20 protein-coding genes are annotated in these 15,183 nt (G+C 35.4%); 10 read left to right on the top strand and 10 right to left on the bottom strand.

The window, feature by feature from the left end:
* Positions 1-23 precede the first annotated feature (23 nt).
* The 5 genes from KKI44_RS11825 (at position 24) to guaB (ending at position 4,667) form a co-directional block, all read left to right on the top strand.
* Positions 24-533, top strand: a complete 510-nt coding sequence (locus KKI44_RS11825; protein WP_214587468.1) for an RNA polymerase sigma factor — start codon at positions 24-26, stop codon at positions 531-533.
* The gene (locus KKI44_RS11820) at positions 508-1,176 is read left to right on the top strand and encodes a hypothetical protein (protein WP_214587467.1); all 669 of its coding nucleotides are present in this window, start codon (positions 508-510) and stop codon (positions 1,174-1,176) included. The genes KKI44_RS11825 and KKI44_RS11820 overlap by 26 nt, the downstream gene beginning before the upstream one ends.
* Before the next feature lie 59 nt (positions 1,177-1,235).
* The gene (locus KKI44_RS11815) at positions 1,236-2,507 is read left to right on the top strand and encodes a DUF4252 domain-containing protein (RefSeq protein WP_214587466.1); all 1,272 of its coding nucleotides are present in this window, start codon (positions 1,236-1,238) and stop codon (positions 2,505-2,507) included.
* A gap of 25 nt (positions 2,508-2,532) precedes the next feature.
* Positions 2,533-3,039 carry a DUF4252 domain-containing protein gene (locus tag KKI44_RS11810; protein ID WP_214587465.1) on the top strand — a complete coding sequence of 169 codons (507 nt, stop codon included), beginning with the start codon at positions 2,533-2,535 and terminating at the stop codon, positions 3,037-3,039.
* A 167-nt stretch (positions 3,040-3,206) separates the two neighbouring features.
* The gene (gene guaB / locus KKI44_RS11805; protein ID WP_076396406.1) at positions 3,207-4,667 is read left to right on the top strand and encodes an IMP dehydrogenase; all 1,461 of its coding nucleotides are present in this window, start codon (positions 3,207-3,209) and stop codon (positions 4,665-4,667) included.
* A gap of 58 nt (positions 4,668-4,725) precedes the next feature.
* Here guaB and KKI44_RS11800 read toward each other — a convergent pair whose 3' ends face one another.
* The 5 genes from KKI44_RS11800 to KKI44_RS11780 all read right to left on the bottom strand — a co-directional run bounded on the left by KKI44_RS11800 (position 4,726) and on the right by KKI44_RS11780 (position 7,806).
* On the bottom strand, positions 4,726-4,923 hold the full coding sequence (locus KKI44_RS11800) for a KTSC domain-containing protein (RefSeq protein WP_214587464.1): 198 nt from the start codon (positions 4,921-4,923) through the stop codon (positions 4,726-4,728).
* Positions 4,924-4,983: 60 nt separating this feature from the next.
* Positions 4,984-5,166: a bacteriocin-like protein gene (locus KKI44_RS11795; protein WP_214587463.1), complete on the bottom strand. Its 183-nt coding sequence runs from the start codon at positions 5,164-5,166 to the stop codon at positions 4,984-4,986.
* A gap of 144 nt (positions 5,167-5,310) precedes the next feature.
* Positions 5,311-6,009, bottom strand: coding sequence for a T9SS type A sorting domain-containing protein (locus tag KKI44_RS11790; RefSeq protein WP_214587462.1), 699 nt, complete (start codon positions 6,007-6,009; stop codon positions 5,311-5,313).
* A gap of 9 nt (positions 6,010-6,018) precedes the next feature.
* On the bottom strand, positions 6,019-6,612 hold the full coding sequence (locus KKI44_RS11785; protein ID WP_214587461.1) for a phage tail protein: 594 nt from the start codon (positions 6,610-6,612) through the stop codon (positions 6,019-6,021).
* 123 nt (positions 6,613-6,735) lie between these two features.
* Positions 6,736-7,806, bottom strand: a complete 1,071-nt coding sequence (locus KKI44_RS11780) for a DUF4407 domain-containing protein (protein WP_214587460.1) — start codon at positions 7,804-7,806, stop codon at positions 6,736-6,738.
* 168 nt (positions 7,807-7,974) lie between these two features.
* Here KKI44_RS11780 and KKI44_RS11775 point away from each other — a divergent pair, with 168 nt between their 5' ends.
* Positions 7,975-8,385, top strand: coding sequence for a hypothetical protein (locus KKI44_RS11775; protein ID WP_214587459.1), 411 nt, complete (start codon positions 7,975-7,977; stop codon positions 8,383-8,385).
* Between the two features lie 42 nt (positions 8,386-8,427).
* On the opposite strand, the gene ruvC is transcribed toward KKI44_RS11775, so the two are convergent.
* Positions 8,428-8,982, bottom strand: coding sequence for a crossover junction endodeoxyribonuclease RuvC (ruvC, locus tag KKI44_RS11770; RefSeq protein ID WP_214587458.1), 555 nt, complete (start codon positions 8,980-8,982; stop codon positions 8,428-8,430).
* 56 nt (positions 8,983-9,038) lie between these two features.
* Positions 9,039-9,566, bottom strand: coding sequence for a 2'-5' RNA ligase family protein (locus KKI44_RS11765; RefSeq protein WP_214587457.1), 528 nt, complete (start codon positions 9,564-9,566; stop codon positions 9,039-9,041).
* A gap of 82 nt (positions 9,567-9,648) precedes the next feature.
* On the opposite strand from KKI44_RS11765, the gene KKI44_RS11760 reads away from it, so the two are divergent.
* From KKI44_RS11760 to KKI44_RS11750, 3 genes are read left to right on the top strand one after another with little or no spacing between them, the layout of a single operon-like run.
* On the top strand, positions 9,649-9,972 hold the full coding sequence (locus KKI44_RS11760; protein WP_214587456.1) for a PadR family transcriptional regulator: 324 nt from the start codon (positions 9,649-9,651) through the stop codon (positions 9,970-9,972).
* Positions 9,969-10,586, top strand: coding sequence for a hypothetical protein (locus KKI44_RS11755; RefSeq protein ID WP_214587455.1), 618 nt, complete (start codon positions 9,969-9,971; stop codon positions 10,584-10,586). Before KKI44_RS11760 ends, KKI44_RS11755 begins: the two co-directional genes overlap by 4 nt.
* A gap of 9 nt (positions 10,587-10,595) precedes the next feature.
* Positions 10,596-11,321, top strand: coding sequence for a hypothetical protein (locus tag KKI44_RS11750; protein WP_214587454.1), 726 nt, complete (start codon positions 10,596-10,598; stop codon positions 11,319-11,321).
* 1 nt (position 11,322) lies between these two features.
* On the opposite strand, the gene KKI44_RS11745 is transcribed toward KKI44_RS11750, so the two are convergent.
* The 3 genes from KKI44_RS11745 to KKI44_RS11735 are packed head-to-tail and all read right to left on the bottom strand — an operon-like array spanning position 11,323 to position 14,171.
* Positions 11,323-12,471 (bottom strand): serine hydrolase domain-containing protein, encoded by a 1,149-nt coding sequence (locus KKI44_RS11745; protein WP_214587453.1) that lies wholly within the window; start codon positions 12,469-12,471, stop codon positions 11,323-11,325.
* 60 nt (positions 12,472-12,531) lie between these two features.
* Entirely contained in the window at positions 12,532-13,428 is an 897-nt protein-coding gene (locus KKI44_RS11740) for a hypothetical protein (protein ID WP_214587452.1), read from the bottom strand.
* A 35-nt stretch (positions 13,429-13,463) separates the two neighbouring features.
* Positions 13,464-14,171: a diphthine--ammonia ligase gene (locus tag KKI44_RS11735; protein ID WP_214587451.1), complete on the bottom strand. Its 708-nt coding sequence runs from the start codon at positions 14,169-14,171 to the stop codon at positions 13,464-13,466.
* Between the two features lie 208 nt (positions 14,172-14,379).
* On the opposite strand from KKI44_RS11735, the gene KKI44_RS11730 reads away from it, so the two are divergent.
* The gene (locus KKI44_RS11730; protein ID WP_214587450.1) at positions 14,380-15,132 is read left to right on the top strand and encodes a hypothetical protein; all 753 of its coding nucleotides are present in this window, start codon (positions 14,380-14,382) and stop codon (positions 15,130-15,132) included.
* The last annotated feature ends 51 nt before the right edge of the window (positions 15,133-15,183 follow it).

The raw sequence follows: 15,183 nt of genomic DNA, 5'->3' as shown, positions 1-15,183 counted from the left end.
TCTTACTTATAGAAACAAAACTTATGACTCAAGAAACTTTCAGAAGTACGGTATTCATTCTCAAAGATGAGATGTATCGCTTTGCGAAAAGGTTTGTCATGAGCAGTGATGAAGCAGAAGACGTGGTGCAGGATCTTATGATTAAATTCTGGCAGAAGAAAGATGAGCTGGAGCAGTTTGGGAATTTAAAATCATATGCCCTGAAATCGGTCCGGAATGAATGCCTTAACAGACTGAAGCATCACGATGTAAAGTTAGGATTTGCAGATATGCAGCTACACCGTTCCGAGCTTTACAGTATGGAAGTCAATAATTTAAAGGAACACATTATCGGTTTCATTAATCAGCTTCCGGAGAAACAGAAAATGGTAATTCATTTGAAAGATGTAGAAGAATATGAAGTCTCGGAAATCGGCGAAATGCTGGAAATGGAGGAAAATGCAGTAAGAGTGAATCTTATGCGGGCAAGACAAAAAGTAAAAGAACAAATTTCACAATTGACGAGCTATGAGCAACGAAAAATTTCAAGATAAATACGAAGAAATCTTCCATAATTTAAAGGAAGAAAAAATAAACTGGGATTTTGATGACTTTCTGAAAAAAGCACAAGGAAAAGAAGAGGATAATCAGGAAAATGAAACACCGGTTATCCCGATTGATACGAAAACAAAACCATCGTTCCCGAAATGGTTCTGGATGGCTGCAAGTGTAGTTTTGCTTTTGAGTGTTGGTTTGATATTTAAATATACTCAAAATTCAGATGTAGAAAATCAGGCTCAGATAGTTGAAAATCAGATAAAAAAGCAAAAAGATAATTTTATCAAGGAAAATAGTGAACATACGGAACAGGTCGCGGTAAATCTGCCGAATGATTCAGTTTCCGGAGCAAAAAAAGATTCTGTACTTCAGGAAAATCCGGTTGCCGACAAAGATTATCTGGATGAAATTTTACCCAAAAGAGGAAGGCTGAAGAAAGAAAGAAAACCGAAGTATGTCTATAATTCCTCTAAAGCTTCAGATTCTACAGGATATAAAGATTCTTATGTTATCGTCAACGGAAAAAGAATCGAAAATGTAGAAGAAGCAATCAACGTGACTAAGTATTCATTTCAAATATTTGCAAATAACGTTAGTGAAAAATTAGCAAAACCAGCCGTCGTAGACGACGATTATTAATTAACCTTAAAGATTATGCACCTGATCAGGCAATAATAATCAAAAATAAAAATTGACTCATGAAAAAGATATTCATAATATTTGCACTCGCTTTTTCCCATTTCTTTAATATTTACGGGCAGGAAAAAGATAAATTAGATCAGCTTTTTGATAAATATCAGGAAGTGGAAGGAGTAACCTCCATTAAAATTGCCAAACCGATGTTCGGAATGTTAAGCAGTCTGGATCTTGGAGATGCTGAACTGGATCAGATCAAACCGTTATTATCCAAAATTAACGGACTGAAAGTTTTCATTGCCGAAAAGCCACAGGACGGAAGCTCTTCCAAAGGACAGAAGCTGTCGCAAATCAACAAAGACATTTCTTCTTATTTAAGCAATCTGAAGTACAGTGAAATTATGACAATGAACAGTAACGGTGCTAAGATTAAATTTCTTTCGGCGGAAGAGAAAAACGGAATTTTGGATGATCTTTTGCTGAGCATCGATAGCGGAGGAGAAGAAAACATTCTGGTAAAACTGGACGGAAAACTTTCGATGAATGATATCAATAAAATCATCAATTCTACAGAAACAAAAACAAATCCGGTTACCAATACCAGAAATAACCTCACTTCGGAAAATACTTCTTCCTATCTGAATGGCGAATCCAGAAATGTGGGCGAATTCTCAGGAATTCAGGTGAGTACAGGTGTAAATTTGGTGTTCAAACAGGAAAGTCCTACCAATGTAAAGGTAATTGCCGATGCCGATAAGCTTCAGTATATTGTAACAAAAGTAGATAATGGTGTTCTGAGAGTTTATGTGGATAACAAAGGGCAGAAAAATTTAAAGTTTAAAAACATCAGTGTCAATGTTTCTTCGCCAAGAATGGATAATATTAAAGCGTCTTCGGGAGCAACTTTTACCACTATTAATTCTGTAAAAGAAGATAATCTTACCATTGATGCATCTTCTGGTTCTGTAGTGAAAGGGAAGTTTAATATCTCAAATAATGCTTTAGTGGAAGCGTCTTCAGGAACAAGCGTAAAAGTTGAGGTAAATTCCAGAAGTTTAGTATTTAAAGGATCAAGCGGTTCTGATACAAGTCTTGAGGGAGAAGCCGGAACAGCAACTTTCGATATCAGCAGCGGTGCAGTATGTAAAGGTGAAGATTTTCAGGTAAAACAGGTGGAAGCAGAATCAACTTCAGGATCCAGCCTTTCTGTAAACGTTACCGATAAATTAAAAGCGAAGGCTTCATCAGGCGGAACCATCCGATACAGAGGAAATCCGGAAATTACTTCAGACATCAGCAAAATGTCAGGAGGAAGTTTAAAACCCATCAACTAAAAATTTAATTTAAATCCAAATTGCCATGAAAATATTAAAAAACCTTTTTTTTGTTGCTTGTGCAATGTTCATGTTACAGTCTTGTATTGTTTCTTCGGGAACGGGTAAGATGGCTTACTTTTCAGATTCGGGAAACGATTTTAAAGGAGCAAAATTTACTACCATCAATGTTCCGATGTTTTTAGCAAAACCTGTTATTAAAAAAGCATTAAGGGAAGATGGTGAAGATAACGAAGAGATGATCCGCCTGATCAGAAAAGTTTCAAAAATTAAAGTTTTGACTGTTGAAAACGGAGATAAATCGATGCTGAATGATTTTGCAAAGTATTTAAACAACAATAATTATGAAGAATGGGCAACCATAAAACATAATGGAGAAAATGTAAATATCCGCGTGAAACAGAAAGATGATGTTATTAAAAATATGCTGATTACTGTAAATTCAGACAAAGAGCTTGTTTTTTTAGATGTTCGCGGAAATTTTACAGCCAATGATATTTCAAAAATGATTGCTTCGGCATCCGATAAATAGCATTTCATATTTATATTATATACCCAAATTGTCTTTGTACAAAAAAACGTTTCATAAAAAGGAACGTTTTTTTTTGATTTAATGTATTGATTATTAAGTTTTATTTAAACTATTAAAATCGATTTTCGTATTTCGGTAAAATACCTTAATTTTGCAAGAAAGTAAAGATGTCTATTCATAACAAAATTGTAGAGACAGCCATCACTTTCGATGACGTGCTTCTAGTCCCTTCTTATTCAGAAGTTTTACCTAATCAGGTTTCTTTAAAATCAAGACTTACCGACAAAATTACGCTTAATGTTCCGATTGTTTCCGCTGCAATGGATACCGTTACAGAAGCTGAACTGGCAATTGCACTGGCAAGAGTTGGCGGTTTAGGATTTATTCATAAAAACATGACGATCGCTGAACAGGCTGCACAGGTTAATCGTGTAAAGCGTTCGGAAAACGGAATGATTTCAGATCCTGTTACGCTTTCAAAAGATCATACTTTGGCTCAGGCTAAAGAAACAATGGCGAAATATAAAATTTCAGGACTTCCTGTAGTAGATGCCGAAAATACTTTAATCGGGATCATTACCAACAGAGACGTAAAATATCAGGAAAATCTTGAGATGAAGGTAGAAGAGATCATGACGAAAGAAAAGCTGATTACTTCTGATAAAAATACCAATCTGGAGAAAGCGAAAGAAATTCTTCTTAAAAACAGAGTGGAAAAGCTTCCGATCGTAGATGCTGAAAATAAACTGGTAGGATTAATTACCATTAAAGATATTGACAATCAGTTAGAATATCCAAATGCTAACAAAGATCAGAGCGGAAGATTAATCGTTGGAGCAGGAGTTGGAGTAGGAGAAGATACACTGGAGAGAATTGAAGCACTTGTAAAAGCTGGTGTTGATATCATCGGTATCGATTCTGCTCACGGACATTCCATCGGAGTTTTAAATAAAATTAAAGAAATAAGACAGGCATATCCTGATCTGGATATCGTTGGAGGAAATATAGTAACGGCTGAAGCGGCTAAAGATTTAATCGAAGCCGGAGCCAATGTTCTGAAAGTAGGAGTTGGTCCCGGTTCAATCTGTACAACGAGAGTGGTTGCAGGAGTAGGAGTTCCTCAGTTATCCGCAATTTACAATGTTTACGAATACGCAAAAACGAAGAACGTAGCAGTAATTGCAGACGGTGGAATCAAGCTTTCTGGAGATATCGTAAAAGCGATTGCAAGTGGAGCAGGAGCAGTAATGCTAGGTTCGCTTTTGGCAGGAACGGATGAAGCTCCGGGTGAAGAAATCATTTTCCAGGGTAGAAAATTCAAGACTTATCAGGGAATGGGAAGTCTTTCTGCGATGAAGAGAGGAGGAAAAGAGAGATATTTCCAGAGTGAGGCTAAGAAATTCGTTCCGGAAGGAATCGAAGGAAGGGTTCCAAGTAAAGGATCTTTGGAAGAAGTGATTTTCCAGTTAACAGGAGGTCTGAGAGCCGGAATGGGATATTGTGGTGCTAAAGATATTGAAGCTTTACAGAACGATACAAAAATGGTGATGATTACAGGAAGCGGATTAAAAGAATCTCATCCACACGATGTCATCATCACGCAGGAAGCCCCTAATTATTCTTTATAACAGAGTATAATAAGCAAAAAATAATATTAAGGCTATCTCAATTTTGTTGAGGTAGCTTTTATTTTATCTTTTTAAAACTGAATTTTGGCTTGATTACGTAGTTCAGAAACCGACCTTTTGATTGAACGGAACGAAATCTCTCGAATATATCAGCAGGAACTTCAAGATAATCATAAACGGAACCTGACTGATAGATAATTCTTAAGATTTCAGTTTCAGGAAAGTAAACGTAATTAAGAATAACAGAAGAAGGCATATTAATTTTATTGTATAATTAATAAAAAAGCCACTGCAATAGCAATGGCTTCCAATCTTATTAGAACGGAGAGACAATACAAGATCCCGGTGGAAGATCAGCAATTCTTCTGCATCCTCCGGGCCCGCAACAAAAAATTGTTGCATCACCGCATCCGAAGTTTTCCTGATTTGCATCACACATTTTGAATCCTCCTTTGATGCTTTTTAAGCTTTGTCTTGAAATTTTTTTAAGATTTTTCATAATAGATTGATTTTGATTTGTATTCGGCTCAAATATATAAAAAATATCTTCTTATTCTTTAAAAATCTAGAAATTGTGAATTATTTATTTTTAATAAAAAAACCTCCGCTTTTGGCGAAGGCTCAATAATTTTAAGGGTAAAATTTATTTCTTTACAAACTTAAATTCGTGAGTCTGAAAGTTTTTAGTATTGATCTTCAGAAGATAGATTCCTGCACTCAGTTCAGAAACATTTACTTTCTCATTAAATTCTTCAGATTTCACAATTTGTCCTGCCATATTGTAGATCTGGACAGATTTGCCATCTTTTATACCGGAAATTCTGATAATTTCTGCAACCGGATTAGGAAAGATCTGAATGGCAGAAGCACCGTTTCTCACATCAGAAGTTGCAAGAGATGTACTGTGCAGATCACCCGTCATTGTTGCATTGGAAGTCGTAAGATTTCCTCCGCAGGCTCCGTTTGTAACGGCTGTATTTTCAACCCAGGTTCCAAAAGTTATCGCTGGTGGATTAGATACAAAGTTATTGTTTCCTGTAGAATTATAATAGATCAGATTCGGATTTGTGAATGTCCCGTTTCCCTCATCTGCAAGAAATTCCCATCTTGATAGTGCATTATTCCACTGAATTTTAAATTCGCAGGTTCCCAATCCTCCGCAATCCTGATCTCCTGTTACCGGAGTGGTAATATAAATTCCTTTATTATAAGCATCAAGACCGGTTTTTGTAAAAACAAAAGTATTACTGGCATCAAACAAAGTATGGCAGCCATTAAAGGTAATTGTCTGCGCAAAAACCGAACTTCCTAAAGCAAGGCATAATAGGTAAAAAGTTTTCATGCTGATATTTTAGAATTGGGTAGGGAAAATACCTTGTAGAGCAATAATACACTTCAAAGTCACAAAAGGTGGTCTGTTTTCGTGTGGTTGTCCTCCTCCTGTCTGATTAATCATGGTAGACTTCATAGTAGTGTTTGCGCTTGCATCAGAATATTCTTTGTCCAGCGTTTTTGTGTCTGCAGGAAGATTATTCGTAGGAGAATTTTGGTTTCCGTCTGCCGTTACAGCATTTACTGTGTGTGAGTGAGGCGGCATTTGTGTCACCTGAAGTGTTACAGATTCTGTTCCTCCGCTTTGTCCCATCGTGTAGTTGGTAGGTCCTCCCGGAGCCTGTCCTTCGTGTACCAAAACTCTTCCTCTCATATCAGGTAATGCGAATGTAGTAGTCCCGTTACCTCCGTAAGTTGTTCCCAAAAGAGCAAACAGAGCCTGATTTTGCGAAATCGATAAAAGTTGTCCGTTACAGGCAGCCCAGTTTTTCGGAACGAAATTGTAAGGTACGAATGCGATTTGTCCTAAGAAAGGTTCTGTAGCCTGTGCTTTTAGAATAGAAGTAGATGCAATGCTCAATAGCAGAGTGCATCCGAATACAAGTTTCTTCATGATGAATAGATTAGTTTTAATTAGGTCCTGTAAAGGTAGATATTATTCTACATATTTTTATTATATTAATAAAAAACCTTTCAGAACTTGCTGAAAGGTTTCGTTTTTAATAATAGTAACGGGTTATTTTTGAAGATTGTCTTTAAAGTCGTCGATCCTGAAATCTGTTAACGCATTGCCTTTTTCCACTTTTTCCTTAGCGTACAGCCTGAAATCGTTTTCTGTTTTTTCTAAAAGATAATCGTAAGGTCCGACGTGGGAAATTAATTTAACCAAAACCGGAGAAATTTCAAGACAGATAAAAAGCCCCATAATGAACGTGGCAGCGAGACCAATGATGGCAGAGTTTTTTCCTAATTCGTCCAAAGCCTGAAGTCTTGCCGCAAACCCGTTGAATTTATCTTCAAAGGTTTCTGTGGATTTTCTTTCGGTTTCCAGATTGGTGTACACTTTAGAAATTTCTTTATCTAAATATTCCAGTCTTGGAGCAGCTTGTTTCTGGTAATTTTCCAGATCAAGTCTTCTCTGTTCTTTCAGTTCCTGTTTACGTTTTGCATTAGGACCGAAGCCTTCTTTTCCGCTCGTTAATCCGGACTGTTTTCCTAAAATTTCTTTTTCGAGCTCTACAGAAGCAGAATCATACGATTTTTGATAGCTGGCGATTTTATCGGAGATTTGTTTCTTTTCAGTTTCGAAAGGTCCGCTTTGCTGAAGAATTCTTCCGTTCATTTCGCCCTGAAGCTGTTTTTTATTTCTCTGAATAATCGTATTCAGTTGTTTGTTTACCTCCTTTTCAAAAATTTTAAGTTCCAGAGGTTTTGAGATGATAATTCCTAAAAAAGTTGCAAGAATTAATCTTGGAATTGCCATTAACATCTGATTCCACCATGTTCCTGTTTTTTTGATGGAAGAAACAATGTATCGATCCAGATTAAAGATCATCAATCCCCATAAAATACCAAAGCCAATCGCTGTCCAAATGTCGTCAAACACCGTATACATAGCGTATCCTGCGGAAAGCGTTGCAAATACAGCGGTAAAAAGTACAATTCCTCCGATCCCTGCGAACTTGTTCCATTCGCTCGGTGTTTTTCTCAGAATATGAATGTTTCCTCCGGAGCAGACCATCAGAAACTTTTGGAACCAATTGATCTTATGATTCACCTGATTTATAGTTTGTTGGTTATTTTTCATGATAGAAAATTTATACAAATGTACTACTAAAAATCATACCAATGTAAAAGATAGTATTATGTTTTACCAAGTATATTTAGTTTTTGATTTAATTATATGTAAATCAATTGTTTAAAATCATTAAATATAAATTTCTTATCTTTATGTATAATCACTAAATATCTTAATATGAAAAATGTAATCTGCCTTTCTCTGGTATTGGCTTCTTTTGCGCTTATTTCCTGTACAAAAGAAAAATCAATAGATGATGATCTGAAAGAAGTTGCCGCAAATATTAACAAAACAACACCTCAGAATCTTACTGATGGAGTTCGTCTCGACAGCGTTTCTGTACAGCCCGGAAAAATTTTTAAGTACAATTACACGCTTACCGATGATGTAAAAGAGAGTGTAAGTCCTCAAGAGATCGAAAGTTTCAAAGTCAATGCGAAAGAGGGAGCTCTGAAAGTCATAAAAACATCACCGGACATTAAAGAATTCAGAGATAATGATGTAACAATGGTATATATGTATTACGATAAGAACGGAAAACCCACCGCAGATTTCAAAATTACTCCAGAAGAATATAAATCAAAATAAGCAAAACAGTCACTCACAAAAACTATTTATTTGTGAGTGATTTTATTTCAGCCGATCCGGATTCTGTTTTAAGAAACTTTCCCAACCGGTGTAAGATTTTGTATCTGCAATCGTCCCTGAATTAAAATGATGACATACCGCAACAGCCAATCCATCGGAGGCATCGAGGTATTTTGTGGGAAATTCTTTCAGATTTAAAAGATTTTGCAGCATTCCTGCAACCTGCTCTTTACTGGCATTTCCGTTTCCGGTGATCGCCATTTTTATTTTTTTCGGAGAATATTCTGTAATCGGGATATTTCTGTGAAGACTTGCTGCCATCGCAACGCCTTGCGCACGACCTAATTTCAGCATACTCTGAACGTTTTTCCCATAAAAAGGAGCTTCGAGAGCAACTTCATCAGGATGAAATTCGTCAATCAGTGCCAAAGTTTTATCAAAAATATATTTAAGTTTGGTTTCGTGGTTCGGATACTTTTTCAGCAATAATTCATGGATGGAAATCATTTCCATTTTTCCTTTTTTTATGGAAATAATTCCAAAACCCATCACGGTTGTTCCCGGGTCGATTCCTAAAATAATCTTCTCTGCAATCATTGCTTCAAAGATATGAACTTTCAGACTTTTAAGAATGAAATTTTTTGAATCATATTTTACAGCAGTTCCAGTGTCTTTTCTGCAATAGGAATCCAGTTTTCATCATGTCGAAGCAAAGTGATTTTGTCAACTAAGAATTTAGTTTTGTATTCTTTTTCTTGATATTTCTCCCATGCTTTCAGATAGTTTTCCCACGTCAGATTTCGAAAACCCACCGTTACATGAGGGTGGAAAGAATAATTCATAAAGTTGAATATCTCTTTCACCCGAAGATAAAGATCATTGAGTTGTTCGTTGGTTTCAGGTTTCACAAAGACTACGGGATTTTTAGGATGGGCAAAACTTCCGAAACCATTCAGTTCAATTTCAAAAGGAGAAACAGCAGTATCAATCTTCTGGAAAGCTTCCAGAATGTCATTTTCTAAAGTAACCTTTCTGGAAAACGGCGGAAACAAAGTAATGTGTGCTTCATTTTTCAGAGCTTTGGAATTGTCAAAATTTAATGCAAAGTCTTGTTTGAAGATTTTAACCTCTTCGATAATATTTTGTGGCGGATAAATGGCGATGAAATAAAGCTTTTTCATTCATTGAAATTAAGAATTTTAAAATTAATTATGATACATAAGAAAATTATGTATAGATTTGCTAGGTATAAAAGATGAGATATTGAAAAAGAACAGTCTTTATAAAGGAACCCTTCAAAACATTATCCTGAAACTTCTTGCCAAGGAAGTGAAAATGTATGGTTACCAGATTACACAGCGTGCAAAAGAGCTTACACAGGGTGAGCTTGAAATGACGGAAGGTGCTTTATATCCGCTTCTGCATAAGCTTGAGGCGAAAGGAATGATTTTATCTGAAATCCAGAAGATCAACGGAAGAGACCGGAAATATTATCTCCTGACTGAAAAAGGAAAAAAACAACAGGCAGAGCAGGAAACGGAAATGAAAAATTATTTGTTTAACCTCAATACGATTTTTAATATATGATAACCAAAGAACAGGAACATCAAATAGAAGTATATTTAAATTCAAAAAAGCTGACTGCCCAGATTTTAGCTGAAGTGAAAGATCATTTTATTTCTCAGATCAGTCATCTGATGCTGTTTGAAAACTTAAGTTTTTCCGAAGCTTTTCTGAAAGCTAAAGTCAGTTGGAAGAATGAGTTGGAAATGGTAAACGCAGATTTTCTTTCGTTCAAAAAAATAGCCAGAATCGAAAGAGTTATTTTACAGCAGAGGTTTAGAAAGATTGCCGTTCTTTCTTTCATTCTTGCAACAGCAGCAACATGCATGATGTTTTTAAATACGGATGTTTTTTTTACAGTTCAGATTGTATTATTGGGGAGCTTAGCAATTCTTTTGGCATATAGTTTCATTACTAAAAAGATGAAATTTTCCAATTATATCGCCATGAGCTTTCATCCTTTACTGCTTAGAAATCTATTTTTCGGAGTGCTGATATTTGCTTTTGGATCTTTTATAACAGCGGAAAACTGGAAAATAATGGATATGAATGTTTCAAAATTTCTGTCGGTGTATTCTTTGGCGGTTCAGCTTCAGTTATTGTATTTCAACTCAAAGAAAATTAATGTTTTGATTTAAATTTTTAAAATGATGACTAAAGAACAGGAAAAGGAGATTACAGATTATCTTATTTTTCACAGACTTCCTCTTGATATTTTAGTGGAAGTGAAAGATCATATGATTTCTCAGGTTACTGATATTCAGATAGAAGAAAATTTAAATTTTCAGGAAGCTTTTCATAAAACCCAGAAATTGTGGGAAAGTGAATTTAAAATGACGAAATATTCTGTTTTCTACAGTGAAGAAATTCCGGTTATTGTAAAAAAAATAGCGAAAGCCAGATACAATAATATTCTTAAACGATCATTGTTATTGGGATTGATTTCTTTTGCTGTCAATATTCTTTTAATTTTTTTAGCCAATAATGAGGAAGTTTACAGTAGTCTTTTCAAAATACAAAATGGATTGTTCGTTCTGTTTACTTTTGGAGTCTGGTTTTTTAATCGTAAAATCTGGAAATATGTAAAACAGGATTTTAAATACAGAGGCAGACTTTTTTATTCTATGTATCAGCAAAATACTGGCTTACTGGTTGTTTCTATGACTTCAATGGCACAGATCATTTCCAAGAAAGGTATTTATCCGTATCTGTTTTTCAGAACTAACGATCACAGCGAAATTATTTTTGTTCTGGCAACGTTAGTTCTTCCTTACTGTATACAGGTAATGATTATTTTCGGTCTTATGAATTTTTTCGAACATAAAAAATCATTAGAAAAAATGAAAAACTTTCTGAATCTTTCTTCTGAATAATCTACATTTTCATTGCATTTCCTTTTGAAGAATTCATCTCCGAAATGGTACTTTCCAGAGCATCTGTGATTTTTTTGATCTCAACGTGAGGTTTAAAAGTAAATCCTTTTCCCTGTTCTTCATCCGAAATATTGGAAAGAATAATAACCGAAGTTTTTGTTTCCGGATAAAAGATATTTAATGAAGGAGAACCTTTAACATAACCGCTGTGAAAAAATGCCAACGGTTTCCCGATGTTGCTCATAATTCCGTAGCCGTAACCCATTTTCCCGAAAATCGCATGATGTCTTTCTGCGCTTTTAGATTCAAACTTTTTCAGTGTTTCAGGACGGAGGATTTTTCCGCTGTATAAAGCATTATTCCACGCATGAAGATCGTTAATGGTGGATAAAATTCCGCCTGCAGGAACTCCGATGTCTTTACCGGCAAGTCTTTTCGGCATATTCTGGATTTTTTCGAAGTTTTTTTGGTTGCCTAAAAAAGCTCCGGCAAAGTTTTCGCCTTCAAAAGAGGTTGCGGTTGAAGAATGATTCATTCCAGCTTCTTTGAATAAATCCAGAATATTTTCGTCATACGATTTACCCGAAACTTTCTCCACAATTTTTCCCAGAGTATTAAAACCGTCATTGGAATAAAAAAAATCTGTTCCGCTTTTAAACTGGAGCTTTCCGCCTAAAGTATTCAGTCCCGAAGTATGATTCAGAAGCTGATGAATGGTAATATTTTCGTAATTTTTGTTTTGAAACTCCTTTAAATAAGTTGAAACTTTATCGTCTACATTCAGTTTTCCCTGTTCCATCTGAAGCAGAATTAAAGCAGCGGTAAATTGCTTGCTTACAGAACCGATGGCAAAAACAGTACTGTCATTAATCTTTAACTGATCTTTGAAATCTGCAAAACCCTGATTTTTTCGGTACAACTCAACAGAATCTTTAAAAACAGCGACACTCCCGTTAAACTGATATTTTTTGAAAACAGAATCGATCTGGTTTTTCAGAAGACTTTTTTCGAAAGCAATCATGGTGCTGTCTGCAATTGCCTGTCGGTCAGTTATTTTTGCAGAGGGGATGAATTTTATTTCCTTTTCACATGAAATTAGACCGATAAAAAGAAAAGCAGAAAGAGTAGAAAAGAGAAAATTTTTAATCATTTATTGTTTTTCTTTTGGGAAGCAATTTTTATGCCTTGTGAAGAAAAATTACAGAAATAATTATTTTACAAAAACAATAAAAATATCTTTTACCAGATCGCTTTCTGTGAAAAATTTAGTAAAAGGTTTTGGAATGTAATAAATGGAGTATTTGCTGCTGTACAAAGAATAGCTTTTGTTGAAAAGTTTATAATCCAATCGCTTTCCGTGCAGAAAAATGACAGAATTTTCTTCTGCATAAGGCGGTCCGAAACTTACTTCACCTAATTCTTTATAAATTCCGTTATCCGGAAGTTTTATGACGGACTTTTGTGTGATTTCATTTCTGCTGAAAACTTTCAGTTTTTGATCGAAATTATAAGAAAAAGGGCTGAATTCCAAAAGATAATTCTCTTCCTGAGCTAACTCCTGAGGAATTTCCAGTGAATAAAAACCGTCTTCGTTAGTTTCGGTGGAATATACTTTATTAATGGTGATTAAATTTACATACGCTTTAATTGGCTTTCCTTCTTCGCTGGTTACAATTCTTCCGGAGGCTGTTAATTTTTCGCCACCTTCTGTGTTTTTTCTTTGAATTTTTTCTGCGGATAAATTTTTTCCGGTAAGAATGACCTGAGTTTTTGCAACATCTTTGGTCTGCGCAGCAAGCGTATTCATTACGCTTGCCGTTAAAGCGATTCCTGCTGCAACTTTTGTAAAAGTATTTTTTCTGTGTGAAATGTGTTCAGGAATTGAAAAAGTTTCTTCCCGTTTTTGTTCAGGCTCTTTGTTAATGAGTATTCCGCAGAACTTTTTGCCATGATTTTGCTCTGCGATACATGAAATTTCAGAATGAGTAAGCTTGGTAAGATCGTATACTTTTTTCGAACACAAATCGCAGAATTTTCCTTCCGGAATCGTGTGCATGTTTTTCAAAGATTCTTCACAGGGTTTTTCAATTCTAAGATAAGGTCTCATTGTTTAGTTTACACAAAAACGGAAAAACACAGGAATTATTTTAAAATCAAATCACAAAACCAGAAAACGTATTCTCCAGTCTCGGTTTCGTCAGATTTCGGTTTTGGATATGTTTTTTTAACGATTTCCCCGATCTCGAATTCAACAGGACTTTTAAAAAGAGGTCCGTCAAAAGTAAAAGTGTGAAATTCTCCATTTTCTCCGCAGGGATCTACATTTTTCGGTAAATCTTTAATAAAGTCTTTATCAATAATTCTTCCTGCAAAACTTTTGTCGAGATAAGTCTCGTTCACGCAGGTAACAATCGTTTTGAAACCCAGATCTAAAAATTCGTGGATGAGGTTAGTGGTATTGATTTTCCACAATGGAAAAACAGCTTCCATCCCGATCGATTGCAGTTGCTCTTCTCGGTATTTTTTTAAATCTTCCAGAAAAATATCTCCGAAAATAGAATGCGTAACGCCTTGAGATTGTATTTCCGTCATGGTTCTGCCCATAATTTCGCGATATTCTTCCATAGAAGGTTCTTTGGGAAGTTCCATTTTAATTAAAGAAAAGCCTAAACTTTCTGCCTGTTTTTCCAGTAACAAAACATGAACGCCGTGCATGGAAATTCTCTGATATTCTTTATTAATGCTTGTCAGCAAAGAAATAACATCAAATTTTTCTTCTTTTAAAGTTTTATACAGAGCTAAGGCAGAGTCTTTTCCGCTGCTCCAGTTAAAGATGGCTTTCGGTTTCATTGTTGAGGTAATATTTTTCAAAAATAATCAGATTGATTCAAAATTCACTTTTCATTTTTATATTTATTGGATTTGTTATTTTTCATTAATTATTGTTTTATTTTAATTAAATATTAATAAAAATTCATATATAATTTTATTTTAGTCAGTTATAAGAATTTATGGTGTTTAATAATGTTATATATTTGCAGTTGCTAATTTTTGTGCCGTGAAAAAGTTTTTTTTATTTCTATCGATTGTATTTCTGAGTCGGGCGAATGCTCAGAATGTGGGAATCAATTCGCTTACACCGCAAATGACTCTGGATGTAAATGGTGTGGCTTCTACCGTTACCAAAGCAGACGGAATGAGAGCGCCCAGAATAACGTTGGCTCAGCTGAATGCAAAGACAGGGTATAACTCCAGTCATGTAGGTGCTTTACTTTATGTTACAGATATTACAGGAGGTTCCACGGTATCTGCAACAGCACAGATCGCGACGGTTGGATATTACTATTTTGATGGTACCGCATGGCAATCTGTAGTTGCTAAAACAGGAACAGCGGTTTTTATTGCTTCACTGGGAAGCGGAAATGGTTCTGCAACAGCGGCTAGTATCAATTCCGGTGGTTTTACAACGGTTCCTCTTTCAACCGTAACTAAAAATGTAGGCGGAGGAATCTGGAGTCCTGCAACCAGCACATATACTGTTCCAAGTTCGGGAACATATCTCATCAAATCGAGTATCAGACTTGTAGATGGAAGCCCAAGTAGAAATGTGTTTCAGGCGGTGCATACTGATAATTCAGATATTCCGGAGGGAATCTGGAATACCAACTCGGGAAACCGCTGGACAATGCTTTATACAAGAATTGCCTATTTTAACAAAAACGATCAGTTAAGACTTTATATGTATTCTGACGGAGCAGTAGCTAATATTTCTGACGCTTCGTTAAATATTGTTTTGCTAAGCCAGAACTAAAGTTCTTTTGAAATATAATAAACCCCTTCATAGAATTTCTGTGAGGGGTTT

It is taken from the genome of Chryseobacterium sp. ZHDP1, assembly GCF_018603435.1.
GTDB classification, from domain to species: Bacteria; Bacteroidota; Bacteroidia; order Flavobacteriales; family Weeksellaceae; genus Chryseobacterium; species Chryseobacterium indicum.
This window is presented reverse-complemented; position numbering and strand designations above follow the sequence as displayed.

Bases quoted from the DNA above. Each gene is read 5' to 3' on its own strand.
- KKI44_RS11740 (WP_214587452.1), bottom strand. From the start codon at position 13,428: ATGAGACCTTATCTTAGAATTGAAAAACCCTGTGAAGAATCTTTGAAA.
- KKI44_RS11825 (WP_214587468.1), top strand. From the start codon at position 24: ATGACTCAAGAAACTTTCAGAAGTACGGTATTCATTCTCAAAGATGAG.
- KKI44_RS11780 (WP_214587460.1), bottom strand. From the start codon at position 7,806: ATGAAAAATAACCAACAAACTATAAATCAGGTGAATCATAAGATCAAT.
- KKI44_RS11810 (WP_214587465.1), top strand. From the start codon at position 2,533: ATGAAAATATTAAAAAACCTTTTTTTTGTTGCTTGTGCAATGTTCATG.
- KKI44_RS11775 (WP_214587459.1), top strand. From the start codon at position 7,975: ATGAAAAATGTAATCTGCCTTTCTCTGGTATTGGCTTCTTTTGCGCTT.
- KKI44_RS11820 (WP_214587467.1), top strand. From the start codon at position 508: ATGAGCAACGAAAAATTTCAAGATAAATACGAAGAAATCTTCCATAAT.
- KKI44_RS11790 (WP_214587462.1), bottom strand. From the start codon at position 6,009: ATGAAAACTTTTTACCTATTATGCCTTGCTTTAGGAAGTTCGGTTTTT.
- KKI44_RS11815 (WP_214587466.1), top strand. From the start codon at position 1,236: ATGAAAAAGATATTCATAATATTTGCACTCGCTTTTTCCCATTTCTTT.
- KKI44_RS11755 (WP_214587455.1), top strand. From the start codon at position 9,969: ATGATAACCAAAGAACAGGAACATCAAATAGAAGTATATTTAAATTCA.
- ruvC (WP_214587458.1), bottom strand. From the start codon at position 8,982: ATGATTGCAGAGAAGATTATTTTAGGAATCGACCCGGGAACAACCGTG.
- guaB (WP_076396406.1), top strand. From the start codon at position 3,207: ATGTCTATTCATAACAAAATTGTAGAGACAGCCATCACTTTCGATGAC.
- KKI44_RS11785 (WP_214587461.1), bottom strand. From the start codon at position 6,612: ATGAAGAAACTTGTATTCGGATGCACTCTGCTATTGAGCATTGCATCT.
- KKI44_RS11795 (WP_214587463.1), bottom strand. From the start codon at position 5,166: ATGAAAAATCTTAAAAAAATTTCAAGACAAAGCTTAAAAAGCATCAAA.
- KKI44_RS11745 (WP_214587453.1), bottom strand. From the start codon at position 12,471: ATGATTAAAAATTTTCTCTTTTCTACTCTTTCTGCTTTTCTTTTTATC.
- KKI44_RS11765 (WP_214587457.1), bottom strand. From the start codon at position 9,566: ATGAAAAAGCTTTATTTCATCGCCATTTATCCGCCACAAAATATTATC.
- KKI44_RS11750 (WP_214587454.1), top strand. From the start codon at position 10,596: ATGATGACTAAAGAACAGGAAAAGGAGATTACAGATTATCTTATTTTT.
- KKI44_RS11800 (WP_214587464.1), bottom strand. From the start codon at position 4,923: ATGCCTTCTTCTGTTATTCTTAATTACGTTTACTTTCCTGAAACTGAA.
- KKI44_RS11735 (WP_214587451.1), bottom strand. From the start codon at position 14,171: ATGAAACCGAAAGCCATCTTTAACTGGAGCAGCGGAAAAGACTCTGCC.